This window comes from Pacificimonas sp. ICDLI1SI03 (genome assembly GCF_054740865.1).
In genome coordinates, this window is the sequence record NZ_JBSQAU010000001.1 from 1,341,029 (window position 1) to 1,366,742 (window position 25,714).

20 protein-coding genes are annotated in these 25,714 nt (G+C 60.6%); 8 read left to right on the top strand and 12 right to left on the bottom strand.

Annotated features, from left to right (window positions below; genetic code table 11):
* Window position 1: 1 nt before the first annotated feature.
* Genes ACSMXM_RS06585 through ACSMXM_RS06595 form a run of 3 tightly spaced genes read right to left on the bottom strand, consistent with a single transcriptional unit; the run spans window position 2 to window position 5,009 of the window.
* Window positions 2-808 carry a Coq4 family protein gene (locus ACSMXM_RS06585; protein ID WP_460315057.1) on the bottom strand — a complete coding sequence of 269 codons (807 nt, stop codon included), beginning with the start codon at window positions 806-808 and terminating at the stop codon, window positions 2-4.
* Window positions 805-2,625, bottom strand: coding sequence for an acyclic terpene utilization AtuA family protein (locus ACSMXM_RS06590; protein WP_460315058.1), 1,821 nt, complete (start codon window positions 2,623-2,625; stop codon window positions 805-807). The genes ACSMXM_RS06585 and ACSMXM_RS06590 overlap by 4 nt, the downstream gene beginning before the upstream one ends.
* Window positions 2,626-2,630: 5 nt before the next feature.
* Window positions 2,631-5,009 (bottom strand): TonB-dependent receptor, encoded by a 2,379-nt coding sequence (locus ACSMXM_RS06595; RefSeq protein WP_460315060.1) that lies wholly within the window; start codon window positions 5,007-5,009, stop codon window positions 2,631-2,633.
* 197 nt (window positions 5,010-5,206) lie between these two features.
* Between ACSMXM_RS06595 and ACSMXM_RS06600 the strand changes: the two genes are divergently transcribed.
* The 3 genes from ACSMXM_RS06600 to ACSMXM_RS06610 are packed head-to-tail and all read left to right on the top strand — an operon-like array spanning window position 5,207 to window position 8,798.
* Entirely contained in the window at window positions 5,207-6,913 is a 1,707-nt protein-coding gene (locus ACSMXM_RS06600) for a class I adenylate-forming enzyme family protein (protein ID WP_460315062.1), read from the top strand.
* Between the two features lie 5 nt (window positions 6,914-6,918).
* Window positions 6,919-7,800: an amidohydrolase family protein gene (locus ACSMXM_RS06605; protein ID WP_460315064.1), complete on the top strand. Its 882-nt coding sequence runs from the start codon at window positions 6,919-6,921 to the stop codon at window positions 7,798-7,800.
* Window positions 7,800-8,798, top strand: coding sequence for a Rieske 2Fe-2S domain-containing protein (locus tag ACSMXM_RS06610; protein WP_460315065.1), 999 nt, complete (start codon window positions 7,800-7,802; stop codon window positions 8,796-8,798). Before ACSMXM_RS06605 ends, ACSMXM_RS06610 begins: the two co-directional genes overlap by 1 nt.
* Window positions 8,799-8,858: 60 nt before the next feature.
* Here the strand turns inward: ACSMXM_RS06610 and ACSMXM_RS06615 are convergent, their stop codons facing one another.
* Window positions 8,859-9,500: a helix-turn-helix transcriptional regulator gene (locus ACSMXM_RS06615; protein ID WP_460315067.1), complete on the bottom strand. Its 642-nt coding sequence runs from the start codon at window positions 9,498-9,500 to the stop codon at window positions 8,859-8,861.
* 526 nt (window positions 9,501-10,026) lie between these two features.
* Between ACSMXM_RS06615 and ACSMXM_RS06620 the strand changes: the two genes are divergently transcribed.
* Both ACSMXM_RS06620 and ACSMXM_RS06625 read left to right on the top strand, forming a co-directional pair.
* A complete protein-coding gene (locus ACSMXM_RS06620) occupies window positions 10,027-12,414 on the top strand; it encodes a TonB-dependent receptor (protein ID WP_460315069.1) in 2,388 nt (795 codons plus the stop codon).
* Between the two features lie 8 nt (window positions 12,415-12,422).
* Window positions 12,423-13,244: an SDR family oxidoreductase gene (locus tag ACSMXM_RS06625; protein ID WP_460315071.1), complete on the top strand. Its 822-nt coding sequence runs from the start codon at window positions 12,423-12,425 to the stop codon at window positions 13,242-13,244.
* A gap of 3 nt (window positions 13,245-13,247) precedes the next feature.
* On the opposite strand, the gene ACSMXM_RS06630 is transcribed toward ACSMXM_RS06625, so the two are convergent.
* Both ACSMXM_RS06630 and ACSMXM_RS06635 read right to left on the bottom strand, forming a co-directional pair.
* Window positions 13,248-14,867: a GMC family oxidoreductase gene (locus ACSMXM_RS06630; RefSeq protein ID WP_460315073.1), complete on the bottom strand. Its 1,620-nt coding sequence runs from the start codon at window positions 14,865-14,867 to the stop codon at window positions 13,248-13,250.
* Window positions 14,867-15,412 (bottom strand): VOC family protein, encoded by a 546-nt coding sequence (locus tag ACSMXM_RS06635; RefSeq protein WP_460315075.1) that lies wholly within the window; start codon window positions 15,410-15,412, stop codon window positions 14,867-14,869. The genes ACSMXM_RS06630 and ACSMXM_RS06635 overlap by 1 nt, the downstream gene beginning before the upstream one ends.
* A 142-nt stretch (window positions 15,413-15,554) precedes the next feature.
* Here ACSMXM_RS06635 and ACSMXM_RS06640 point away from each other — a divergent pair, with 142 nt between their 5' ends.
* Window positions 15,555-17,924, top strand: coding sequence for a TonB-dependent receptor (locus ACSMXM_RS06640; protein WP_460315076.1), 2,370 nt, complete (start codon window positions 15,555-15,557; stop codon window positions 17,922-17,924).
* Here the strand turns inward: ACSMXM_RS06640 and ACSMXM_RS06645 are convergent.
* Window positions 17,921-18,739, bottom strand: coding sequence for a TIM barrel protein (locus ACSMXM_RS06645; protein WP_460315078.1), 819 nt, complete (start codon window positions 18,737-18,739; stop codon window positions 17,921-17,923). The two genes, ACSMXM_RS06640 and ACSMXM_RS06645, sit on opposite strands and share 4 nt — an antisense overlap.
* A complete protein-coding gene (locus ACSMXM_RS06650; protein ID WP_460315080.1) occupies window positions 18,739-19,794 on the bottom strand; it encodes an alpha/beta fold hydrolase in 1,056 nt (351 codons plus the stop codon). Before ACSMXM_RS06650 ends, ACSMXM_RS06645 begins: the two co-directional genes overlap by 1 nt.
* Window positions 19,795-19,913: 119 nt before the next feature.
* Between ACSMXM_RS06650 and ACSMXM_RS06655 the strand changes: the two genes are divergently transcribed.
* Complete coding sequence (locus ACSMXM_RS06655) at window positions 19,914-20,471, top strand: carboxymuconolactone decarboxylase family protein (RefSeq protein WP_460315082.1); 558 nt, start codon at window positions 19,914-19,916, stop codon at window positions 20,469-20,471.
* Window positions 20,472-20,474: 3 nt separating this feature from the next.
* Here the strand turns inward: ACSMXM_RS06655 and ACSMXM_RS06660 are convergent, their stop codons facing one another.
* On the bottom strand, window positions 20,475-21,443 hold the full coding sequence (locus ACSMXM_RS06660; RefSeq protein ID WP_460315083.1) for an alpha/beta fold hydrolase: 969 nt from the start codon (window positions 21,441-21,443) through the stop codon (window positions 20,475-20,477).
* A 17-nt stretch (window positions 21,444-21,460) separates the two neighbouring features.
* Window positions 21,461-22,318: a LysR family transcriptional regulator gene (locus ACSMXM_RS06665; protein WP_460315085.1), complete on the bottom strand. Its 858-nt coding sequence runs from the start codon at window positions 22,316-22,318 to the stop codon at window positions 21,461-21,463.
* Window positions 22,319-22,422: 104 nt separating this feature from the next.
* Between ACSMXM_RS06665 and ACSMXM_RS06670 the strand changes: the two genes are divergently transcribed.
* Entirely contained in the window at window positions 22,423-23,502 is a 1,080-nt protein-coding gene (locus ACSMXM_RS06670) for a Rieske 2Fe-2S domain-containing protein (RefSeq protein ID WP_460315086.1), read from the top strand.
* Between the two features lie 22 nt (window positions 23,503-23,524).
* On the opposite strand, the gene ACSMXM_RS06675 is transcribed toward ACSMXM_RS06670, so the two are convergent.
* Together ACSMXM_RS06675 and ACSMXM_RS06680 are read right to left on the bottom strand one after the other, a co-directional pair.
* A complete protein-coding gene (locus tag ACSMXM_RS06675) occupies window positions 23,525-25,075 on the bottom strand; it encodes an AMP-binding protein (protein WP_460315088.1) in 1,551 nt (516 codons plus the stop codon).
* 85 nt (window positions 25,076-25,160) lie between these two features.
* Window positions 25,161-25,685: a flavin reductase family protein gene (locus tag ACSMXM_RS06680; RefSeq protein ID WP_460315089.1), complete on the bottom strand. Its 525-nt coding sequence runs from the start codon at window positions 25,683-25,685 to the stop codon at window positions 25,161-25,163.
* Between the last annotated feature and the right edge of the window lie 29 nt (window positions 25,686-25,714).

Genomic DNA, 25,714 nt, shown 5'->3' on the forward strand with positions numbered 1-25,714 from the left:
TTCAGGTCCACAGAGCCGACGGCGTTGCCGTATCAGCCTCGCGCGCGCCGCGAACGCCCAGCTTTTCACGCGCTTCCTCGATGGGCAGGTCGAAGACGTCCTCATATTTCATCAAGTAGAGAGGCTCGGATTCGCGGCCTACTTTCGAACCACGCTCGACAGCATCCAGCACGCTCAGCCATGTTTCGGGATAGTGCAGCACCGCCCGCGTCAGGATGCGGGTCGATCCGAAAATCGAAAAGGCGGACAATTCGCCTGCCAATTCGGGGCTCATATGCACGAACAGGTTGGTCAGACGCATATAATAGGGCACCAGCTCACCAATGAAGTCAAAGCCCCCGGCGCCCATGATGTGCTCCAGATCGTGCGTTTGCCCGGCGCGAAGCTGAAAATATTCGAAATCGTTCTTCGGCTCAAAACGGGGGACGATCTCAACCTCCAGATCGTTCTGCTTCAGCTGATTGTAGAATGTGCCGCCGACGGTGCCTTCGGCATATCCCGCGAGATCCTCTCTTTCGAAGGTCGATGAAAATCCTTCCTTGAACCAGGCATCAAGCGCCGGGTTCTTTTCGCGCTCGGCGGCAAAGAGGGCGTTGATGTGATCGACGTCCTGGATCTCGCGCATGATCATGACCAGCTTGATCGAATCCGATGGCGTCGGGACGTCGGGCCCATTGCGCCGCAACAGGTGCGTCGACACCCAGTCGCGCAGGCGCGGATCGTTCAGATATTTGGACGAGCTGACCAGCGTGCTGCTTTCCGTCTCGATCTGCTGGATGCCCTTCATCAGGTAGGAATAGTCGTTCATTTTAACGCTCCGGATGCTTGATGCCGCGACGCTAGCCCGTCCGCGACGGATTTCGGGACCGGGACCGGGAATGGCAGGAGGACCTGCCCCATGCCCTTCGCCGCAGGGTCGACCCCCGTGCCCGTCAGGATACCACCGCCCAACGAGTCATGCAGAACGAAGTTCAGCGCGGAAAGGCCCGGCACGTAAAACCGCTCTACGCGCGGCGGCTGTCCATCGCTGCCGCAATGGGCGAACCATTGCGATACCGCCCCCTCGTCCATCGCCGCTGCGATCCAGGGAAGATATTCGGGTTTGCGGGCGATCACCGCGACGTTGAACAGGCTGCCCTTGTCGCCGCTGCGCGCCCAGGCGAGGTCCACGAGTTCCACCTCCACCATCGGCTCTTCGGCGGCGGGCGCCGCTGGATCGGGCGTCGGGTGCGGAGTCGTTTCCTTCCCGGCTACGTCGGCGACATCCCAGCTTTCCCCGCCCATCGTGACCTTGGCGGTCACCCGTGTACGATCAATCAGACAGGCGAAAATGCCGGTCAGCGGCAGGACCGTCGTGGCAAGATTGATGGCCGTCCCCACCGACATCGTGGTGATGCCGGATGCCTGTTCTCGGGCGAACAGACCGGCACCCTGCATCGTGGGGTGATCCACGCACAATTTCAGCACGACCTCGCGCGAGCCCGTGACACGGGCGTTCGCGCCAAAGCTCGCTTCCTCTCCGATCACGAATGCGGAGGTGCGGGTGAAATCTGGCATATTGCTACCGCGCAGCAAGGCGCGGCCGCGTTCGATAAGCGCATCAGCCTGCCGCCGCGCCTTGTCACCAGCTGACTGACCGATAATCGGCGTCAGCGCAGTTGTGCGCCAGCCCGCATCATAGGTGGCGCTGACCTTTAGATATGGGGTAGGCGGGCGCCCCTTGGCACCGTCAACCTTTACGCGATCCGGACCGACGCCCTCGATCCGCACATCGCTGAAGTCGCAAGCAACATCAGCGACCACATAATCTGCGGGGTTGCTGACCTCATAAAGCAATTGTTCTGAAACGGTCCCGACACTTACCAGGCCGCCAGTCTCTTTCGGCTTGGTGATGATGACGGATCCGTCGGCATGACACTCCCCGATAGGAAAGCCGATCCGGTCCCACCCATCTACCTCCTGCCAGTCGGTGAAGGTGCCGCCAGTGATCTGGGTACTGCATTCCAGAAGATGCCCGGCCAGAGTTCCCGCCGCGAGCAGATCGTGCTGATCGCGGGTCCAGCCGAATTCATGGATCAGCGGACCTAGCACGATCGCGCTGTCCACAATCCGCCCGGTGACGACGATATCAGCGCCTCTTGCAAGCGCCTCGGCGATCGGAAAACCGCCCAGATAGGCGTTGCATGTAAGCAAGCGGTCGGGAAGAGGCGCGCCGGTGAACATGTCCCGTACGCCCTCGGTGCGTAACGTATCCGCCAGCGGCAACAATTCGTCGCCGCCAATGGCGGCCACCTTCAGCGACAGGCCCTCTTCTGCAATCTTCGCTTCCAGCGCCTTTGCCAGACCCAGCGGGTCCAGCGCGCCGGCATTCGCAACCACCCTGATGCCCTGACGAGCGATTTCATGCAGGTGCGGCCCGACGTGAACCGTCAGGAAATCGTCGGGATAGCCCTTGGCCGGGTCCGCTTCTCGAATCCGACCGAGCATGCCCATGCTTGCTTCGGCCAGATAATCGAACACCAGATAGTCGAGGTTCCCCGCCCCCAATAATTGGGGGACGCCGAGCGCGCTGTCAGCGAAATAGGCTGATCCGCCCGCTATGCGAATTGCGCGCTCGACACCCATTCCCATTAATACTCGATGCGGAAGTCGATACCGAACGTCCGCGGCAAGCTATATGTATTGGTTGCGAAATTCAGCGATCCGAAATCGATCCCGGATACGCGATACTTCTCGTTGGTCAGGTTCTTCGACCAGATGCCGATCTGCGTATCTACCCCGCCGATTTGCAGTTTCGACAGGCTGATCCGCCCATCCAGCAGGCCAATTCCGCCCGATGCGATGTCGTCATCGAACGGAGCGAAACGCGGCACGACGTTGAAATTGATCTTACTACGATAGGTGTAATCGAGCCGGGCAGAAAGATCGCCGCCCATGACGTCATACATCGTATATTGCGCGCCCAGATTGGCAGTCGTGCTGGCAGAATAGCTGAACTGCGCTTCGTCCGACACATCGACTTCCTCGCCGATAGCAGGATCGAACACGTTGAAAGTGTCGAAATCCCGGTCGGTATAGCCCACCGAGCCGTTGATCCTGAGACCGTCGACCGGGGCCGCGTCGAATTCCAGTTCGACGCCCGTGAAGCTAGCGCTACCGGCATTGACCGTGACGCTGGCAGCGCCGCCCGTTCCCGCCAGGAACTGGTTCAGCTGCTTGTCCTTCAACTCGGCGTAGAAAACCGTACCGTTCAGACGCAGCCGACGATCGAACAGCTCCGACTTGATACCGGCCTCGTAATTGGTCACCTCCTCGGGGTCGTAACCCGAGTTGACGGAGCGCGCATTGAAGCCGCCCGCCTTGTACCCCGACGCAACGCGGCCATAGACGAGGACGTCTGGTGTGGCCTGATACTGCACCGTTGCGGCATAGTTGGTTGCGTCGAAAGAGCGCTCAAGGTTGCGGACCAGCGATGCCGGACCGGTTTGCTCAAGCTCTTTCTTGTCCTTCGTATAGCGAAGCCCACCGATCAGGCTCAGCTTGTCGGTTACTTCGAACGTAGCCTGTCCGAAAACGGCCTTCGATTCATTGATCGTGGAATATTCCAGCAGGTTCGTCAGGTTTGCGCCGCCCAGGCCGAGGCCGGGCACCTCGAGCACGAACGTATAGGCCTGAGGATTGGACTCCTCCGCCTTCTCACGGAAATAAAAGGCACCGACGACATATTCGAACCGATCGCCGATATTGCCGAGAATATTGAATTCCTGGCTAAACTGGTGCTGCTCGTCGAACTTGTCCGCGCCGAACAGCGAAACCGGCCGAACGCCTGGGGTTCCGGGGCTGACCACCAAACCCAGCAAGCCTTGATTGCCATCCAGGTCGGTGTTGAGCGTGTCATTGTCCCACTCCCGGTAGCCGGAAATGGACCGCAGCATAAGATCGGGCGTGATATCGAGCTCTGCCGTCAACGTATGGGCGAGCGTCTTGTCCGTCACAAACGTGCCTTCGGAGCGGATGGTGTCAATACGATCCAGCGACGGGCCAACAAGCGGGGTTCCGCCGAAGGACGGGGAATTGCCGAAAAATTCAAGCTGATTGGGGCCAACGACCGCCAACTGGCTGGCTGGCGCAACGGCGTCGGATCTTGTCCAGTCGAACGTGTAGTTCAGACGGATTGCAGTGTCATTGTCGAACGCCACGGCGACGCGCGCTGCTTCATTATTATAGGCGCCCGGATCCTGATCGTCCGACCTGTTTATGTCGTCGACATATCCGTCGCGTTCCTTGTGAAAATAGGATGCGGTGGCGCGAATGCCACTGTCACCCAGATTGCCGGTATCGACGGTCACGCGCCCTTGCAGGGCATCATAATTGCCGTAGCTCAGCAAGCCGCGAACACCGAATTCCTCAGAAGGTTTGCGCGTAATGAAATTCACCGCGCCGCCCGTGGTATTGCGACCGTAAAGCGTACCCTGGGGCCCGCGCAGCACCTCGATACGCTCCAGATCGACGATATCGAAAATTGAGCCGGTGGAACGTCCAACGACGACGCCATCGATATAGACGCTGACGGGCGCATCGGCGGTCAGGATCGGCTCGGACTCGCCGATACCGCGAATGTGCACGATCAGGTGCGACGTCGAATTCGGACCCTGCGTCGTCGTCAGGTTCGGCGCGATCGCTCCCAATTGTTCAGCAGAGGTGATGTTACGCTGCAGGATCAGGTCTGAATCGACCGCGCTGACCGCCAGTGGAACACGCTGCAGCGATTCGCTGCGCTTTTCTGCAGTGATAACGATCTCCTGCAGACCACCGCGCTGCGGCGGTACGGACGGATCATCGGCCTGCTGGTTTTGCACCGCGGTGTCGCCGATGACCGCATCATCCTGAGGTGTCGTTGTCTGAGTTGTCGTTGTCGCGTCCTGCGCCGCGGCCGGCATCGCGGCCAGCGCCAGATAAACTGCCGTTCCAACTGAAAGCGCACTCATGCGCCGTGCACGATTTGTCATTATCTCTCCCCACCCGAATTTGTTTTCTCTGCTCCGCACGGGCCGGCGTCGCGAAAGCAGTATCCTAGGGGAAGGATGTCGCCGGGTGTGGCCGACGGATGTTCGAATCTCCGCATCTATGTTCCAATCGAATCATCAAGTGGCCGAGCGGAGCTGTGGACGTTGCTGTTCGCCGGTTGTCGGGGGATAGTGAATGCATGCAAAGTCCATCTTCCGAAGAGCAGATTTCTGCTTCGACATGGCCAGACCCCGCCAGGGATCAGCTGACCGCCCCCGGTGCGCCGTTCGAACTTCACGAAATTACTCTGGACGGCCGACGCCTGCGCGCATTTCGCAACGCCCCCCGCTCGCTCGGCACGATCTTTCAGGAGGCGGCCTGCCATGGAGACCGGATCTGTCTGACGGGGCTGGATTATTCGCTGACTTATGCGGAAGTGCTGCGGCGCGCGGCCATTCTTAAGGGGGAACTGGAGGCGGCAGGACTCGCGCAGGGCATGCGTTGTGCCGTCGCCATGCACAACAGGCCAGAATGGGTGATCGGCTTCATCGCCATCGCGGCCCTCGGCGCCACCCCCGTCCTCATCAATTACAGGGCCTCTCCTGCCGAACTGGCAAGTGCCATAGCGGAAACCGAATCGGCTGGCCTGATCGCCGAACCGGAAATAGTTGCCAGACTGGCACCTGATTCAGTGGTACGCGAACGTCTTTGGCTGACCGCCGGATCGGATGTTTTTCCAAAAGCTGCGGTGCTTCCGGATCTTTTCGAAAGCGCGGCGGCGCCTGCTCTGGATCCCGTTATCCAGGAGCCGGAAGATGAAGGTGTTATTATCTTCACCTCCGGTACGTCGGGCCATCCAAAGGGCGCGCTGATCTCACATCTCGCGCTGATGAACATGGCGGCTGCTATCGACTATGCGACGCTTTACGGTGCCGCACAGGCGGGCATGGATATCGCGGCGCTGGCAAAAATGGCGGCACAGTCGCAGCCCAGCGCCATGCTGGTCTTCCCCCTGTTCCATACGGCCGGCGTGATCGCCGTCCTGCTGCCAAATCTGCGGCGCGGCGGAAAGATGGTGATGCTGGAACGCTGGCGGGTAGAGGATGCTCTCACGCTGCTGGAGCGAGAGAAGGTCAGTGGCTTTTCCGGAAGCCCCGCGATGCTGTGGGACCTGCTGAAGGCAGACCGGCAGGACCGGGATCTTTCCGGCCTTAGATTCCTGTCGATCGGGGGCCAGGGCATCAGCATGCGGCTGCTCGACGAATTGCGGGCCGGCTTTCCCGGACTGTCCGTCGGCATCGGCTACGGCCAGACCGAAACGGGGTCGGTGAACGGCATTAGCGGCGCAAACCTGATACAGCGGCCAACGGCCACCGGGCGGCCGCTACCCATCGTCGATCTGCGCATCGTTGACGAGGAATATGCCGATGTCCCACCCGGCGAGGTGGGCGAAGTGCTGGTCGGCGGGGTGACGACCATGCGCGGCTATTGCCGCCGCCCCGCGGAAACCGCGGAGGTGATGCACGACGGGTACATCGCCACCGGTGACCTCGGCCGCATCGACGAGGACGGTTACCTTCACATTTCGGACCGCAAGAAGAACATCGTCCTGTGCGGGGGCGAAAATATCGGCTGCGGAGAGGTCGAGGATGCGGCCGTCAGCCATCCCGAGGTCGAACAGGCCGTGGCCTTTGGCCGCCCCGACGACCGGCTTGGCGAAACGCTGCACCTCGCGATCATTCCAGCAGACGGCTGCGATCCCGACCCGGAGGCGGTTCAGGCGCATATCGGCGGCCAGCTTGCCCGCTACAAAATACCGCGCTCGGTCCACCGCGTGGACGGTTTCCCGATGAATGCCATGGGCAAGGCGGACCGCCGCGCTTTGGCAGCAAAGTTCAAGGAGTAGCCCAAATGGCATTCCCCACAGATGTTCGCGTGATCGATACCCTGCTGGGCATTCCCGTCAGCGAGACGAATTCGGAATGGTACGAAGCGTTCAAGCCACTGCTGATGGACCAGGAAAGCCGCGATCAATTCGCGATGCCGGCGCAGTACATGTTCAAGAATGTGCCGAAGGCAAAGGGCGTCGACGATTACGCCGCCTATACGATCGAGCAGATGGATGCCCACAACATCGCGGTTGCCCTGACGGGCGTTGACGACGGTTCCCCCGTCCTCGACGCTGCCAAGCGTTTTCCCGGTCGCTTCGCATTCGACCTGCCGATCAATCCCAATCGCGGCATGGAGGAGGTGCGGAAAATACGCCGCCTGAACGAAGAGGTGGGCCTCAGCAGCGTCTCCGTCTTTCCCTGCGGCCTGAACCCGCAGGTGCCGATCGACGACCGCAAGATGTACCCGATCTATGCAACCTGTGTTGAGCTTGACCTGCCGATCTTCGTCAATGTCGGCGTGCCAGGCCCGCGCGTGCCGATGTTTCCGCAACATGTAGAGCGCGTGGACGAGGTCTGCTGGTTCTTCCCCGACCTGGTTTTCGTGATGCGTCATGGCGCAGAACCTTGGGAGGATCTGGCCATAAAGCTGATGCTGAAATACCCGAACCTCTATTACGCAACCAGCGCCTTTGCACCGAAGCACTACCCGAAGGCGATCATCGACTACGCGAACACGCGCGGCGCCGACAAGATCATCTATGCCGGCTATTTCCCGGCGGGCCTCTCCCTCGAACGCATTTTCCGCGAACTGCGCGATGTTCCCTTCAAGGACGAGGTGTGGCCCAAATTCCTGCGCGACAATGCGGCGCGCATCCTGAAAATCGATCCGGAGACGCTATGATGACAGCTACAGCTACACGCACGCTGAGCGCAGAAGAACGCGGCATCACCCTTCCTTTGCCCTTTGGCTGGTATGTCGTGGAATATGGCGAGGATCTTGCCGTCGGCGAGGTAAAGGCGATCCGCTATTTCGGCAAGGAGCTGGTGCTCTGGCGCGGCGAAGACGGCCAGGCCCGAATGCTGGATGCCTATTGCCGTCATCTGGGCGCGCATCTGGGTCATGGCGGCCGGGTCGAGGGCAATGCCGTCGTTTGTCCGTTTCACGCCTGGGCCTATGACGAGCGCGGAACGGTCGTCGACATCCCCTATTCCAAATCGATCCCGCCCCAGGTGAAGCGTCCCTGCATGCGGACCTGGCCGGTAGTCGAGCGTAACCGGCTGATCTGGGCGTGGTACCATCCGGAAGGCGCGGACCCCATGTGGGAAGTCGAAACGCTGCCTGAGGCCACGGACCCGTCCTGGTCGGAGTGGCAGCGCCGCGAATGGCACGTCAACGTGCACATTCAGGATATGGCCGAAAACGGCGCCGACACGGCGCATTTCCGCTACACCCACGGCACGGCGGACTTCCCCGACCAGAAGTCCGAATTTGACGGCCATGTCCTCCGCACGCTGATCTCCGCCAAGATGGAGACGCCGCGCGGCACGGTGGATGGTGCTATCCGCGCCGTCAGCGTGGGACCGGGTCAGTCATGGACCCGCTTTACCGGCATTTCCGAAACGCTGTTGATCGCGGCCGTTACGCCGGTGGATATCGACATGGTACATGTCCGCTTCAACTTCTCGCAGCCGAAGGAACAGGCAGAAGGACCCGGCGCGCGCGTCGCTGCGGCGATCATCGCCGACGTCAACAAGCAGCTGGAACAGGACAAGCGCATCTGGGAGCACAAGATCTATGAACCGCGCCCGATCCTGTGCCAGGGCGACGGCGAAATCGACCGGTGGCGGCGTTTCTATTCGCAATTCTATGCCGAACCAAAGCGCGAACAGGCTGCCTGAATCACGTGCAGCAGGTGGGGAAGTTCGACGGCGGCCTACCGTCCCGCTTCCCCACATCCGTTAGTTGAGTACGGGCTGCTCGCTGCGGAAGCGTCCGGGGGTTGTCCCCATGGATTTGCGAAAGGCCAGAGAAAAACTGCTCGTCGACGAGAACCCGAGCGTCGCGGCGATCTGCTTTAGCGGCTGATTGCCAGACCGCAGCAGCATGCAGGCGCGTTGCAACCGCACCTCCTCCACGAACTGGTGTACGGTGCGGCCGGTGGTGCGCTTGAAGGTACGGACCAGATGGCCCGGGCTCACCTCTGCAATGGATGCCAGGTCCGCAATCCGGACGCGTTGACCCTCCGCCGCGTAGACGAACTCCTCGATCCGCTTCAACTGCCAGGATGCGAGCGTTCCGGTATATTGCTTCAGCCGGACCTTCGCCGCCTCGAAATAACGTCGTATGTCCACCTGCAGGGCGGTGGCGAGCCCGTCGACAAGAATATCGCTGCCAAAACCTGGGCAACTTGCCTCGCTGCTCAGGCGCTGCATCGCGCTCCAGATGTTGGTATCGCGGACATCGCCGCACATCGCCAGAAAGCGCTGGTCCGCAGGATCGAAATTCGCTGGCAGGAAACCTTCCGGCATGGTGCAGACGGATAAATGGCGATCCCCGCCGGGACCGGTGGCGCTGATCGAGGCGCCGGCCGGAACGAACATCAACTTCCCCATAGCGATCATGCGACTTCGCGCATTATCAGTATAATAATATCCGACGGAACTTCGCGGTAGATCGGAACAGAGTGCAAGGAGGTCATGGCCCGGCGAGCGGGTATGATTGGATGGGCGCTCATATTGATACGTATATACGTGTATACGCGCCCGGTCAGTTACGAGCTCGGATAACGTCCGGCCTGCTGCCATTACTGTTCCTCCCAAAGACCCATCTTTTTGCGGACCTGGGGTCATCTATAGCCGATCCCGGCACCCTCGCCACCATTGAAATTAAGCATATGCGTAGCAACCAGTGCCGATGGTTGCGCAAGTCGTTAGTACCGGAGCAAGCGTCCCATCGCGCAGTTTTTCAGGCCAGAGCGACGCAACGTTGTAAAATCATCACAATGCGTAGGCATCTTGCCCGTGTTGTACGCGAACATGGTTGACCGGGATAAAAGTTTCTCGCATTGCGTCGCGGCACAAAAGACGACCGGCCGGGTGCCGGCTATTTTCTTGAGGGGATAACATCATGCTGCTGCAAAAAGCTTTATTCTATCGTTGCACGACCGCAATAGCGCTCGTCATTTCTGCTGGCACCGCTCATGCGCAGATTGCCCCCGTCGAGGAAACCGCCGAACCCGCCGCGCCGAATGCGGACGTCAACCGCGGACAGATCGGAGAGATCGTCGTTACCGCGCGTCGCCAGTCGGAATCCCTGCAATCAACACCAATCGCAATCACGGCACTCGACAGTGGCGCCATCGCGAAACTGAATATCACCGAGGTCGACAAGATCGCGGATGTCGCACCAAACCTGATCATCAGCCAGCAATCCTCTTCGCTATCGGCGGCATCGATCAATATTCGCGGCATCGGCCAGACCGACCCTTCGCTGGGCCTGGACACCGCGGTCGGCATCTATCTCGACGGTGTCTATATCGCCCGCAGCGCCGGCTCGATCTTCGACCTTGTCGATCTGGAACGGATCGAGGTTCTGCGCGGTCCGCAGGGAACTCTCTTTGGCCGCAACACGACCGGTGGCGCCATCCAGCTCGTGTCGCGGGAGCCTGAAGACGAGTTCGGACTGTCGCTGAGGGGCGGCTACGGCTCGCGTAACGACTGGTTCGGTCATGCCCGCGTCGATACAGGCCGCACCGATGGATCGCCCTTTTCTGCTTCGATCAGCTATTTTCACCGTGAACGCGACGGATATTTCGACAATCTCTTGACCTCGTCGGACAAGGATCCCGGATCACTGAATGCCGACGCCGTTGCCGTCGCCATCAAGGCCGACCTGAACGATGTGCAGCTCTCATACGGCTTTGACTTTGACAATCGTGTCGGCGCTCCAGGCTTCTTTCAGACGGTGGCTCTCAGCCCCGCCGCGCTCGAATATTATGGCAATTCCCCCAATTTGGGCGGCGCACCACTGCAATTCGTAGGTGCGGACGAGCGGCTCGATTCAGGGCTTCAGGCGCCAGGCGCTCCCGGCGATTTCCGGTCGCGCACGCGCAGCATGGGCCACAATTTCACTGCCGAGTGGGAGGTTTCCCCGGCAATTACGCTAAAATCGATAACCGGCTATCGCGATCTTCTGCTCGATAATGTGCTGGGGCTTAGCGGCCAGGGCGATCTGAAGGGACTGGTCCTCGACCCCGTCACAGGCGGCGTGAGTGTTCAGTCCGTCACACCCTATAACGGCGTCAACGCTCCGCAGAAGCAGGATCAGTTTTCAGAAGAGCTGCAATTGCTCGGCAATACAGGCGACTTCAGCTACGTCCTGGGCGCCTATTATTTCGAGGAACAGGTTTCTGAAGATAACCAACAGAAACTTACGGCGATCATTGACGCGAACGCGGGCACGGGAAATCCGCCACTCTATCTCGGCATCAATCTGAACCCCCGGGCGCGCTATAGCCAGGAATCGAAATCCAAGGCCGTATTCGGGCAAGTCAGCTGGAAGCCGAGCGCACTTGAGGAAAAACTCGAGCTAACCGGCGGCGTTCGTTACACGGAGGACGAGAAATCGGTTCTGCTTCAGAACGAGGCAAATGGCGTGTCTTCAGTGATCGGTCCGGCAGAGGGCACGGTAAAATATGATGATATTTCCTTCCTCGCATCCGCCAGTTATCAGGTCACACCGGATGCGCTTCTTTATGGTAAGTTCTCGACGGGGTATAAGTCGGGCGGCTTCAACCCCCGTGCGGACGAATTGAACTCGTTCGAACCTGAGAAGCTGAAATCATACGAAGTCGGTGCAAAACTGGACCTGTTCGATCGCCACCTCCGCATCAACGCGGCGGCGTTTCTCAATCAATATGACGATCTGCAGGTGCCGCAATTTGCTGCGGGCACCGGCGGCGCATCGACCTTGCTGGTCAACGCTGGCGAGGCGGAGTTCAAGGGCGTGGAGCTGGAGGTCACGTTGGTTCCCGTTGACGGCCTCACTTTGTCTGGGGCCGTCGGTTATACCGACCCTACTTACCAACAGTTCCTGTTTTTGGACCCGACAACGAATACGGTCAGCGATATCGCGGACTCAGCCCGTTTCCCGAACGTAGCGAAGGTCAATTCCAACATCGCCGCCGAATACATCTTCCCGCCGATGGAATTTGGCGAAATCCAGACCCGCGTTTCCTATTCCTACCGCAGCAAAGTGTTTTTCTATCCTAACGATGCGGTGAATCCTTACCAGCAGCAGGTCTCTTCGCCCGCTACGAACACTGTGGATGCGCGAATTGCCCTTGCCGATATTCCGCTAGGGGTCCGCCTAAGGGGTGAAATCGCGGCAATCGGCGAGAATTTGCTGAATGAGGATCAGGTGCTCTACGGTATCGACTTCGGCGCGCTGGGCTTCGGCGGTAAGTTCTACTCGGAACCGCGCCGTTTCGCTGTCCAGTTCAAGCTGAACTACTGAGCGACGGCATGAGCGAGGCCGATAATCAGTGGCGTGACAAAGGCGCCGTTATCACCGGTGCCGCCAGCGGCATCGGACTCGGCCTCGCACAGGCCGCCCATGAACGCGGCATGCGTGTCATGCTGGTGGACCGTGATGCTGATGCGCTGGCGGATGCGTGCAAGACTTTGGACGGCGCCATCGCGGTCCCGACGGATGTTACCGACCAGGCGGCGATGGATACCCTGGCAGAGCGCGCGTTTGGCGAACTGGGCAACGTCGCCCTGCTGTTCAATAATGCCGGCATCATGGCGACCGGCTTCAGTTGGGAAATAGAGCCCGCACGTTGGGAGGCGTCCTGGCGCGTAAATGTGGAAGGCGTGCTGAATGGTATGCGCGCCTTCATTCCCAGGCTGCTGAAGGCGGGCACGCCCAGCCGGATCATCAACACGGCATCGGTTGGCGGCTTTCTGCCCAGCCCGCTAATGAGTCCCTATAGCGCCACGAAATTCGCGGTCGTTGCGCTGACCGAGGGACTTAAGGGCGAACTTGCGATGATCGAAGCCCCCGTGTCCGTCAGCCTGCTTGCGCCCGGACCGGTTCGTTCGGCGATCTTCGACGATCCATTCGGCGAAATCGTCGATCCTGCGACGGGCGGCTTCGTCGAACATTTGCGCGGCATGATCGGCGCACACGGCATGGATCCGGGCGACTTCGCAGACAAGGTATTCAAGGCGCTGAACGCGGGCGAATATTGGATCGTGCCACAGCCCGAGGCGCTGGATCCGGCGCTGGAAGCCCGCTATCGCATGATAGCAGAACGCTCCCAGCCCGACTTCAGCCTCGGCTGAACCTTATTTTAGCATCATTTCTGCGGCCTTTTCGGCGATCATCATCGTCGTCGCATTGGTGTTGCCGCTGACGATTCTGGGCATGACCGACGCGTCGGCCACACGCAATCCATCGATTCCACGCACCTTCAACTGAGCTGTTACAACGGCATTGGGATCGTCCGCCTGGCCCATGGAGCAGGTGCCAACGGGATGGAAGATCGTATTGGATTTCTCGCGCAGCCATGCGTCCATGACATCATCCTCCACAATGTCGGCGCCCGGCTCGTCCTCGGCGATGCGCCAAGGCGCTAGCGCCGGCTGCGTTCCAATCTTACGCGCAATGTGGATTGCCGCGCGCAACGTCGCCATGTCGCCGGGTGTGGCCAGATGGTTTGGCTCGATCCGCGGCGGTGCCATCGGGTCCGCCGAACTCAGCGAAACGCGCCCACGGCTTTCCGGATGCAGCGCCACCATATCCAGGGAAAACCCGTCAAAAGGTTCGATCCCCTTGCGACCATGGTTTGCCATGACCCCGGGAATGAACTGGATTTGCAAATCGGGTCGATCAAGTTCGGGTCGGCTGCGGAGGAACCCGCCTACCTCCATCGAATTTTCAGCGCCCAGCCCATCGCGGCGCAGCAGATAACGCAGTCCGATCAAAGCGGCGCGAAAGCCCTTCGTGCGCGACCAAAGCAAAGGCAGCGGCGAACGATAGGTAACGGCAACATCCACATGATCTTGCAAATTGCGCCCTACGCCCGGCAAGGCGGCGACACTCTCAACGCCGACGTCGCGCAGAGCCTCCGGATCGCCCATACCTGACAAAAGCAGAATTTGCGGCGATTGCATGGATCCGGCTGACAGAACGATCTCTCGCCGCGCCGTGATACGCCGGACTTCCGGAGAGTCGCCTAGCCTGTATTCCACCGCCGTGGCGCGCCCCGCCTCCGTCACGATACGCGTGACGTGCACACCCGTCGTCGCCATCAGATTATCACGCGAAAGCGCGGGGATCAGGAACGCGCGCAAGGCCCCCGCCCTGCGCCCACCTTCGATATTTACCTGATAACGGCCAACGCCAAATTGGGATTCGCCATTGAAGTCCGCGCTTTCCTCATATCCCGCCTGCTTTCCCGCATCGATAAACGCCTGATACAGCGGCTCTGAAGAATGGCCGAACCGCACCGGCAAAGGCCCTCCCTTGCCGTGGTAGCGGTCGGCCTCTCCCGGCCCGTCTTCCGACCGGCGGAAATAGGGCAGCACGTCTTCATAGCTCCACCCCTCCAGACCCATCTGCCGCCACTGGTCGAAATCGGCGGCATTGCCGCGCACGTACAGCATGCCGTTAATGGATGAGGAACCGCCCCAGCCCTTGCCGCGCGGAACAAAGGTCGCGCGTCCGCCCAGCGCCTCCACGGGTTCGGATTCAAAAGCCCAGTTGCTGACATTTCGGTCACGCATCAGCGTCGCCATGCCCGCCGGCATTGTCGTCAACAGGCCGTTATTGCGTCCCCCCGCCTCCAGCATGACAACCTTATTTGCGCCATCGGCGCTCAGGCGGTTGGCCAGGACACAGCCGGCCGATCCCCCGCCAATGATGACGAAATCGGCGCTTTCTGGTGGTATCTTGCTGTGGGGCATCAGGAATCGGCCGCCGCGTTCATGTCGATCTCCCTGATCGGATCGCCGCCCGACCAGGCTTTCGTTTCCGCAATTCCAGCATCGATCATGGCGCGCATTTCCTTTCCTTCGATCAGTTCGAACAGCACGTTTGGTTCGTCGGGATCTTCCATATAGGCGACCTGTACTGCCGCATTGTTCGCCTTGAAAACGGGGGTGAGACCGCGGCTGGACATTTCATCGATCGCCGCATCAAGATCGTCGACCAGCCAGGCTGTATGATGGATCCCCTTCAGCGGAGCGCCGTTCGCATCCTGATAGGGGTTCGGTCCGCCGCCCTTCAGCTGGATCAGTTCGACCTGCACATCGCCCTGATAGGCAAGCGCCACGTCGATCTCCACCCGGGTTTCCCGGCTGCGATAGATTCCATCGAGAACCGTGTTGCGATAGATCGTCCAGGGGGCGAGGCCGACGCGTTCGTGCCATCGGTTCACCGCCTCATCGATATCGGCGACCAAATATCCCACCTGATCTAGCGTGCGTTTCCTTGGATCGGCGTGCGCCATCCCATCCTCCCCCTCGGATATTTTCGTCTTTCGTAACCATTTGCCTGATCGCGTAGCAGATGCAACGCTCTCGTACGCATTTTGTTGTCGATCCCCAAAAAATGGTTCATGATCGTCAGAAAAAACGAACCGGGAGGGAATCATGAAAAGCAGTAAGACGCGCATTATTACGAAGTTGATGTACGGCATCAGCGGCCTCGCCCTGCTGCCTGCGGCAGCACAAGCTCAGGAGGACAGGGTTCAGGCACCCGCGGATGCAGGCCAGGTTGCGCCTTCCGCCGTGCAATCCGGGGGCATCGAGGAGATCGTTGTCACCGCGCAGCGGCGAGAGGAAAACCTTCAGCAGACGCCAATCGCCATTACCGCGATCACGGCGGACAGTCTGCAGGCGCAGGGCATCACCGACCTGAGGGGCGTCGTGCAGGCATCCCCCAGCCTTTATTTCGCGCCCTACCCCAGTTCAACGACCACGCTGGTTCTGTTCATGCGCGGCCAGGGCATCGGCGACCCTAATATCATCACAAAGGATGGCGGCGTCGGCCTGTATGTCGACGGCATCTACCAGTCGCGACCGCAGGCATCCACGTTCGACCTGGCCGACGTAGAGCGCGTCGAGGTTCTGCGCGGGCCGCAGGGTACGCTATATGGTCGCAATACGACCGGCGGCGCCGTCAATATCATCAGCAAGAAACCGACCGGCGAGTTTGGCGTCGATGGGCTCCTTTCACTTGGCAATCTCGACTATCGGCGCGCCTTGGTGAATGTGAATCTCGAGGAATTCGCAAATCTGAAGGTAAAGCTGACAGGTCTTTACAGCCAACGCGATGGTTGGGCGGAAAATGCGCCGGATACGAGCGGCGTGCCGGACGCGAACGACTTCCAGGCAGATCGAAAGCACGCGATCCGCGGCGCCGTTCGCTGGGAACCCGATCCCGACGTAACGGTGGATTTCTCTGCCGATTACAGCAACCAGCGCACGACACCGGTGCGCTATGTCACGGAAAACGAGTTCGCTCCTATGCTGTTCCCCGGCTATGATTCCGATCCGGAGCAAAGCTATCGGCCAGTCTATCTGCCCTACAGCTATGTGAAATCAGACGGCATGACGCTGATCGGGGAATGGCGTCCTTCGTCGAACCTGACGCTGCGCTCTCTCAGCTCCTATCGGAAGATCGACGTCAACACACGGCAGGATTACGTGGAAGCGTTCCTGGCGCCATTCTGGGCGTTCGATGACGTGCAGTCGACCACATATACCCAGGAATTTCAGGCAGTTGGAGGGTTCTCGTCCTTCGAATATGTCTTTGGCGTCTACTATTTTAACGAGGATGCAAGCCATGTCCTGCAAGCGGACATCGGCACCGGCACGCCCGGCCAGCGCCTCCTCGTCGATCGTACGACGAATGCTGATTCCATATCCAAGGCTGTCTATGGCCAACTGACCTGGACGCCAGAGTTCGCGGAGGACAGACTGGATATCACCGTTGGCGGCCGGTACACAAAGGACGAGCGATCTGCCGACCGCATACGCATTTCGCGTCTCTTCCTCGGCGAAACCTCTCCGCTGGTAGCGCGTCGTTTTAACGGCGCCGGTACGATCATACCTTTGGCAAACATCCCTGGCGAAACCGACGTCGACAACACGAAGTTCAATCCATCGGCAATCGTGAACTTCCGCCCCAGCCGCAACCTGACCCTCTATGGAAAAGTTGTCACGGGCTATAAGGCGGGCGGGTCCAACGAGGCATCGCCAACCTTCACGCGTACCTTTGGTCCGGAATCCGTCACCAGCTACGAACTCGGCGTGAAAAGCGATCTCCTCGACCGGCGGCTACGCGTAAACCTCGCTGGCTTCGTCGCAAAGTATAAGGATTTGCAGCTCGATATCTCGGCGGACGCACAAGACGCCTCGTTGTCCGATACGTTCAACGTCGGTCGCGCCACCGTTAAAGGGCTTGAAGCGGACGTTACCGCCCTTCCCTTTGACGGGCTAACGTTGCAGGCGAGCTATTCCTATATAGATTCAACGATCAAGGGCGTTGACGCTCCTGCTGGTTCGATCTTCGATCCCGCGGTCAATCCCGGATCGCCTGTCAATGTTGGCGACGACATCACCGGCTATTTCGTGCTGCCCTTCACACCCAAGCACAGCGTGCGATTGTCAGGCGACTGGACCATCCTGGAAAATGCCAGCGGTACGCTTGCAGCGCACGCCGATTACACGTGGAAGGACGAAGTGTTTACGACCGCCGGCGACGGTCCATCCGTGCCGTTCGGTCGCGATGCTCCGATCAACGAAAGCTATGCGCTGCTGGACGCGCGATTGACCTACACGTTCGAGCTGAGCGGCGGGCGTGCAATATCTGTCGCCGCGTGGGGCAAGAACATACTCGACAAACGTTACCCTGGGTTTGTGATCGGGTCTGGCTCAATCATCGACGGTTATCAGAACCAGGCAATTTCCTACGGTGATCCAGCTACTTACGGAATAGATCTGGGCTTTTCCTTCTAAAGCAGGCCCAGGCGGGTGAGCCGCGACAGCATCGCGCGCTCGCCCGCCGCTCCAGGCTCTGCCGGTTCGAGTTCCAATTCCACCAGGCCGGAATATTCCGCCTCTCCCAGGGCAGCGATGATTGCTGCCCAGTCGAGCGATGCACTCCCTGCCCCCGGCTCCACACGCCCCGGCAGATCCGCGATCTGGACCATGCCGAGCACAGACGGGTTTTCAAGGATGGCCCCGGCCGGGTCGATGCCGTGCATGGCAAGATGCGCCACATCGACATTCAGCCGCACGCCGGGATGCGCTGCGGCGCTCACAACGCCTTTCGCATCGGCAAAGCTCTCGATTAGCGCACCGGGCGCATATGCGGCATGTGTCGTCTCCACACACAGCATGATGTCGCTTGGCGCAGCCCGGTCAGCCGCCCGCGCAAGATTTTCCGCCATCGCCTGCAATTGCTCGGGTCGGCCCCGCCCCCGGTCCAGACCGGTGACGCAATTGATGGTACGACTGCCGCTGCGCCGCGCTGCATTCAGACTGGCAGGCAAGGCGTCCAGCGCCTCTCCGCTGCTCCAGCACGGCTGATCCCATCGCAGCGGATCGTGGACGAACGACCCCATCGCCATACCGCGCGCCGAAAGCCCCTCGCCCATCGCGCTCTGTACCTTTGGCGGACGCAGGGTGAGGAAATTATCGAAGACCCCAGCCAGGCCGTATTCCGCCATCGCCGCGATCTGCGTCAGCGGGTCCATAGCTGCTGCACTTTTCGCGAACAGCGGCTGGTCGGGCGCGCGCACGCCCAGATGACCTGCCACACGCAGGGGCATCACGGCGCCAGCGTTTCAAGAAAGGCAAGCAGGGCCGCATTGAACGCTTCCGGCCGCTCCTGCTGGACGAAATGTCCCGCCCCCGGAATGGCGATCATATCCCGCAGGCCGGGAACGCGCTGCCGCATGCGCACCTCCCAATCCGGAAAAAAGCCGAATGACGGGTCGTCCGCTCCATAAAGGAACAGCGTGGGCACTTCGACATCGGCATCTGCCCATTCATACCCCTGCCGCCAGTTCATGTCGGCAGTTCTGTAGGAATTCAGCCCTCCGATCATGCGTCGCATCGGGTCGGCATGGTCGTACCCCGCGACGAAACTGGCGAACTCCTCCTCGCTCAGCCACTGCCAGGGCAAAGGCGGCGCGGGCGGAAGAACGTCAAGATAGCCGGTGCCCTCCATCGGCTTTTGTTTCCACGACCATAAATCGCCCCCCGCGCTGAGCGCGTGAAAGATCCGGCGCAAGAATTCAGGAACAGCCGCACCCAATTCTCTGTCGGCGGGGCCTACCCTCTGGAAATAATGGAAGTGAATGAAATGTTCGGCTGCCATCGCGGCGAAGCGTTCGCTTGGCAGGTGATCGGGCGATGCGACCAGCGGCGCAGCCGGCGCGTCGGGCGCGGCGGTTTCTTTTCGGCCGAGCAGCGCGCGTCCGGCCAGATCGAAATCATAGGGTATGGTCGCCACCAGCGCTTGCGTACGCTCGGGACTACGCACGGCGAAGTTCCACGCATATTGTGCGCCGAAGTCCTGGCCTACAATGACGGCGCTCTCGGCACCGAAATAATCGAGAACGTCATGTAGATATTGGTGAATGCGATCTGCAGCATAGGCTCGCGGATCCAGCGGCCGGTCGCTGCCGCCATAGCCCAGGGAATCGATCGCGACTGCGCGCCAGCGCGCCTCGGCCACCGGCGCCATCTGGTACCGCCAAGACCAGGCCAGGCCAGGAAAGCCGTGCAACATTAAAACCAGCGGCCCCTGCCCCTTCGCCACCGCGCGCAGGGCGACATCGCCGCACTCTATCCGGTGTTCAATCAGGCCTTTCTGTGACATGCTTCCTCCCCAGCCACGCAAATCATGGTGTCTTGTCGTTTTTACTTAGGGTATACGTAGCCGATAATGACAACAATGCTGCAAATGCTCGTGCGGCATCACGACGAGGGAGATGGAATATGCGGATCGATGTACCTGCGGATCATGCCGACAACCCCTATGGCTACGCTGCCGAGCATCTGGCGCCTGAGATCATGACGGCCGGCGGCCACTTCTCCCACGCGGTCTACCAACATTCGAAACTGTCATTGCGAGAGTTCGAGGGTGCGCGCGTCCGCACGGCAGAAATCAATGGTTGCATGGTCTGCCAGCAATTCCGCGCAGCGCGCGACGTGGGCGCGATGTTCGCCGCGAACGGCATGCGCGACGCGCACACTGTTGCCGACAATGGACCTGCCCCGGACGAGGCATTCTATGCCGCCGTGCCCGAATGGCGAACGTCGCCGGTTTTCAGCGAACGGGAACGGCTGGCGATTGAATTCGCCGAACGCTTTGGGACGGAGCCAAAGGCGCTCTCCGCGGATGACGCATTCTGGACGCGGATGCACGATGCCTATTCGGATGCGGAAATCGCCGACCTTGCCAACAGCGTTGCTGCGTGGGTCGGCCTTGGCCGCGTCGCGCATGTGCTCGGCTTCGATCAGGTATGTCTCCCCTTCGCCGAGGCCGCCGAGTAGGGCTCAGCGAAGCTCCGCCAGGAATTCCACCATCAGGCGGCCGACATCGTCCGGCCTTTCCAGCTGGATCATGTGGCCGGCCTTAGGCAGCATCTCGATCCGGCGCACATCGCTATATTGCTCCTGAATTGCGCCAATCGGGTCGTCGCCGTGCCACGCCTCCAGGTCGACATCGTTTTCGCTGCCTATGAAGTAGAACGGGCGCGTATTGGGTTTTCCGCGCCACGGCGCACGCTGGTGCCAGCGCAGATCCATGGCACGATACCAGTTCAGCCCGCCGGTAAAGCCCGACCGGCTATATTCCGACACATACCATTCCAGTTCCCATTCCTGCAGCCATGACCATGGCAATGGCGGCGTTTCCGGCAGTGCATCCAGATAGGTGGTGCCAGGCGGATGCTTCCATACGTCGAGATAATGATAGTCGCCCGACAGGGCGTAGAATACCTTGCGCAGAAATTCTCGCGGCGCTGCGTCGAGCGCCGCATCCGCAGGGCCGACGGGCCGAAAATAGTCGATATGAACGAAATGATCCTGTGCCCATTTCGCCGCCTCCTCCAGCGGTGAAATGTCGGAGCGATCCGGCCAGGCGGGGTTTTCCAGCGCGATGATCCCGCGCACCCGCTGCGGATCGCTAAAGGCCAGATCGTAAATGGAAAACAGTCCGAAATCGAGACCTGCGAACACTGCCTCCTGCTCTCCCAGATGGTCCAGCAGGCCCCTCAGGTCGCCGACGGTATGTGGCACGTCGTAGGCGTGATGATCGGCGGGCGCCTCTGTCTGCCCCATGCCGCGCATGTCGGGCGCCACCACGCGCCAGCCCGCCGCCGCCAGTCGAGGGATCTGGTGGCGCCAGCTAAGCCATAAATGCGGGAAGCCGTGGCACAGGATAAGCAGCGGCCCCTCCCCCTGCTCGACATAATGCATCCCAATCCCATTGATCCTCGCATATCGGTGCTGCCAGTCCGCCATGATCCATCTCCCTACCCCTATTCCTGCCCCGCGATGAACTGCGCCACAATGTCTGCCGCCGCATCGCGAAAAGCCGCGACCGCCGGCTCGATCGCAAGATCGCCGCGATGTACGACCCACAAGCCTGCCGCGGCAGAGGCAGGTGCCTTGGTTTCAAGCCGTCTCAGCCGTTCATCGGCATCGCCGACCACATGCCAAATCCATGCCGATCCCAGTCCAGCGCGAACCGCGTCCACCATCGCCGGCATAGACCCGACTTCCACGCCCGCCGTGCGGTCTCGCGGTGCGTTCAGGCGCGCCCATGCTTGCGGGTTGGCCAGCATCATGGCGTGGCTCCAGGCGACACGGCGGGCCGGATCCACATCGACACGGACGTAGCGCGCCTGATCGAAATCAGCGATGCGTGCACCGGCCAGATCCGCCGGCTTCGTTCGCGCGATGGTAATGCCGATGTCGGCATGGCGCTGCTGAACAGCCGCCGTCGCATCCTTTGCACTGACGATCTCTATCGCCACTTCCGGCCGCAGGGCAACAAAGGGACCGAAATAGGGCAGCATCAGATTGGCGATACCGGCGGTCCCCGCCAAACGTAATGGGCTGCCTGCCTCTCGCCCGCTGCCGTCCAGATCCCCCTGCAAGCGCGTCATCGCCCGCTCCATCGCCGCTGCGGCGCGCAAGACGGCCTGTCCCGCCTCGGTGGGCCGATATCCGGACACCGTCTGCTCCCATAAGGAGCGCTCCGTCGCACGCTCCAGTCGCGCAAACCGACGCCCTACCGTCGTGCGATCCATTCCCAGCTTACGCGCGGCCGTGCTGTAATCGCCGGCCCGCACCGCCGTCTGGAATACCCTTATGTCATCCCACTCAATGGCCATATGTGCATGGTTGCACAGACGGTGTGCATTCCACAAGCGCCCTCGACGTGGTAAAATCCTTCCCAAAGAACTATATTCTACCCCATGGGAAGAGGAGATTTATAATGGCAACCACCGCCGAATACAGGCTGGGCGATCATACGTTTGCACGCGGCTGGCACATGATCGCCGACGCGTCGAAACTGGGCAAGGCGCCCATGTCGCTGCGCTTCTTCGCGAAGGATCTGGTCCTTTACCGCGGCGAATCCGGCACGGCCCGCCTTGTCGACGCCTATTGTCCGCACATGGGCGCGCATCTGGGCCGCAACGAAACGTCCTATATCGTCCGCGACGATGAGCGTATCGAGGGTGAGTCCATCCGCTGCCCCTTCCATGGCTGGCGCTTCGGCCCCGACGGCCGCTGCAACCATATTCCGTACAGCGATCAAAAGCCGCCAAAGGCCGCCTTCATCAACACCTATCAGGTGGTTGAGCGCGCCGGCATCATCTGGATGTGGCACGATGAAGAAGGCAATGAGCCGGATCATCCCCTGCCGGACTTTGAAATGTGGGACGATCCGTCCTGGGTGCGCTGGGAAATCGACGATCTGGGCGAGTTACCGCAACACCCGATCGAGGTCGTGGACAATATGACCGACTTTGCGCATTTCGGGCCGATCCATGGCTCTCGCGATGTCGAATATTTCTACAATGAATTCGAAGACCATGTGCAGTGGCAGATCTTCGGCGCCGGTCACCGCACCCTGGTAGAAGAAGGTGCAGGCCTGCTGGAGCTCGACACCTGGTACACCGGTCCCGCAATCCTGCAATCCTATATGCGCGGCACCTTTCCCACCCATATGCTGATCGCCCATACGCCCATTGAGGACGGCAAGATCCACGTATGGCATGCGTTGATGGTGAAGACCGACAAGGAGCAGGCGACGGAGGAGGATATCCCCACCGCCCGCGCCTATCAGAAGGCAAGTGCCGATGCGTTCGGCCAGGATTTCGAAATCTGGTCGCATAAGCGCCCCTGCTTCGCGCCCCTGATGGTGCGCGGTGACGGACCGACGGACAAGTGCCGGATCTGGTACAAGCAGTTCTACAACCCGATCGGTCGCGCCGACGAATTCCAGAAGCGCGTCAACGGCCGCCACGTCATGGTCGACAAGCGCAGCGACGAGGATCTGAAAGTCGCCTGATCCCGCTTCCCGCTGCCGCGGATTACGCAGCGCTCTCCTGTTTTAACAGGAAGCGCTGCACCTTCCCGGAGGCATTCAGCGGCAATTCGGCCACCCATTCCACGGAACGGGGCGCCTTGTAATTCGCCATCGCCTCCCGGCACCATTTTAGAAAGGCGTCGCTGTCCTGCGATGCCCCCGGCGCGGGCACGATAACGGCATGGGCCACCTCGCCGAGCCGGTGGTCAGGCTTTCCCACGACTGCCGCGCGTGCCACGTCGGGATGGTCCAGCAGGCGTGCCTCGATTTCTGCGGGATAGCAATTGAACCCGCCCGAGATGAACATGTCCTTCGCACGGTCGGTTATGCGCAGATACCCGTCGGCGTCCTGTGTGGCGATGTCCCCGGTACGCAGCCAGCCATCCGCGTCAATGGTTTCAGACGTCGACTTTGGGTCATCGAGATATCCCTTCATGACGTTGAAGCCGCGCACCAGCAATTCACCCGGCTGGCCCACCGGCACCTCATTATCTTCAGGATCGACCAGCTTCACCTCGACACCCGGGATCGGCGTTCCGCAGCTGTTCGCAACCAGCTCAGGCGGGTCGCCCGAATGGGTTGCGCTAACGACGCCGCAGGCTTCCGTAAGGCCATAAGCCGTCAGCACGTCGGAAATCCCCAGTTCGTCGCGCATCCGGCGGATCAGCGTCGGGGGGACGCTCGCCGCGCCCGTCACCGCCAGACGCAGGGACGACAGATCATGCGACGCACGGTCCGGCGCGTCCAGCAAGGACTGGAATATGGTCGGCGGGCCAGGCAGCACCGTGACCCCCGCAGAGGCAACGCGCGAAAGTATGCCGCTCGCATCGAAACTGGCGACCGGCATTGCGGTCGCGCCGCGCAGCAGACAGGCGAGCCACCCGGCCTTGTAGCCAAAGCTGTGGAAGAACGGATTGACGATCAGATAGCGGTCGCCCGCGCGCAGGCCAACGGCATCGCTCCACGCTTCAAAACTGCGCAGATTTTGCTCATGCGTACTCATCGCGCCCTTCGGGCGGCCAGTCGTACCCGATGTGAAAAGGATGTCCGCAACATCATCCGGCTTCACCGCGTCCACATGCCGGTCGAGCTCGTCCGCGGATACGCCATCGCCAGCGGCACACCAGCCGGCGAAATCATCGTCCAGAAACACCGTTTCTTTCAGTGCAGGCAGGTCCGCGTCTTGCAGCATCGCCGCGAAATCAATTCCCAGAAAGTCGCGCACCGTGAACAGCCACGCCGCCTCGACCCGGCTCAGTGTCTCGCTGGCCTCGCCGCCCTTGAAACGCGTGTTAATGGGCACCAGAGACATGCCGATCTGTTCGGCACCGGCGGCGGCAAAGATCCACTCGGCACTATTGGGCGCCCATATGGCAATGCTCTGGCCCGGCCCTGCGCCCCGTGCCAGTAGAGTGCGGGATACCGCATCGGCACGGGCACGCAGCTCAGCAAAGCTCCAGCTTTCGCCGCCTTCACACTCGATCGCCGGATGATCGGACCACGCCGCCGCCGCGTCGCGCAGCAGCGCGCCCATTGTCGCGCGTTCAGGAATCATATACCGCACCCTCTCCAATTTTTGATTACGCAATAGGAGAGTATTTAGGCTTCCGCAACGCGATTTGCGTAGCAATTTGCCGCGATCATCCCATCATCAGAGCATTCACGCCGGTATAGCGACCGTCAATATAGACCAGCGGATCGATGACGCCATGCGTGCGCACATCTTCCACCTTGCCGACAAAGATGCTGTGGGTGCCATATTCGAAATGCGCATCGGATCGGCAGAGAATGGCGGCCTGCGCGTCGGCCAGCACGGGAACTTCGCCATCATGATCCCAACTGCCGATTTCAAAACGCGCCTCGCCCTTCACACGGCCGCCGCAATGATGCGACAGATCCTCATGCGCGCGGCTGAGAATGTTGATCGCAAAGCGTTCGGCTTTCAGCAGCACTGGATGAATGGACGCGTTCTGGTTCACGCATGCCAGTACGGATGGAGGCTCCATGGAAAGCGCGTCTACCGCAGTCGCCGCCATCGCATAATTAACGCCGTCCTGGCGCGCAGTGATGATCATGACGGATTTTGCCAGCCGCCGCAGCGCCAGCTTCGTCTTGTCTGCAATCGCTTCCAGCGTCGGATCGGTTTCTGCCGTTACCTCTGTCATGCCAGCACCTCACCAACGATTGGCCCACA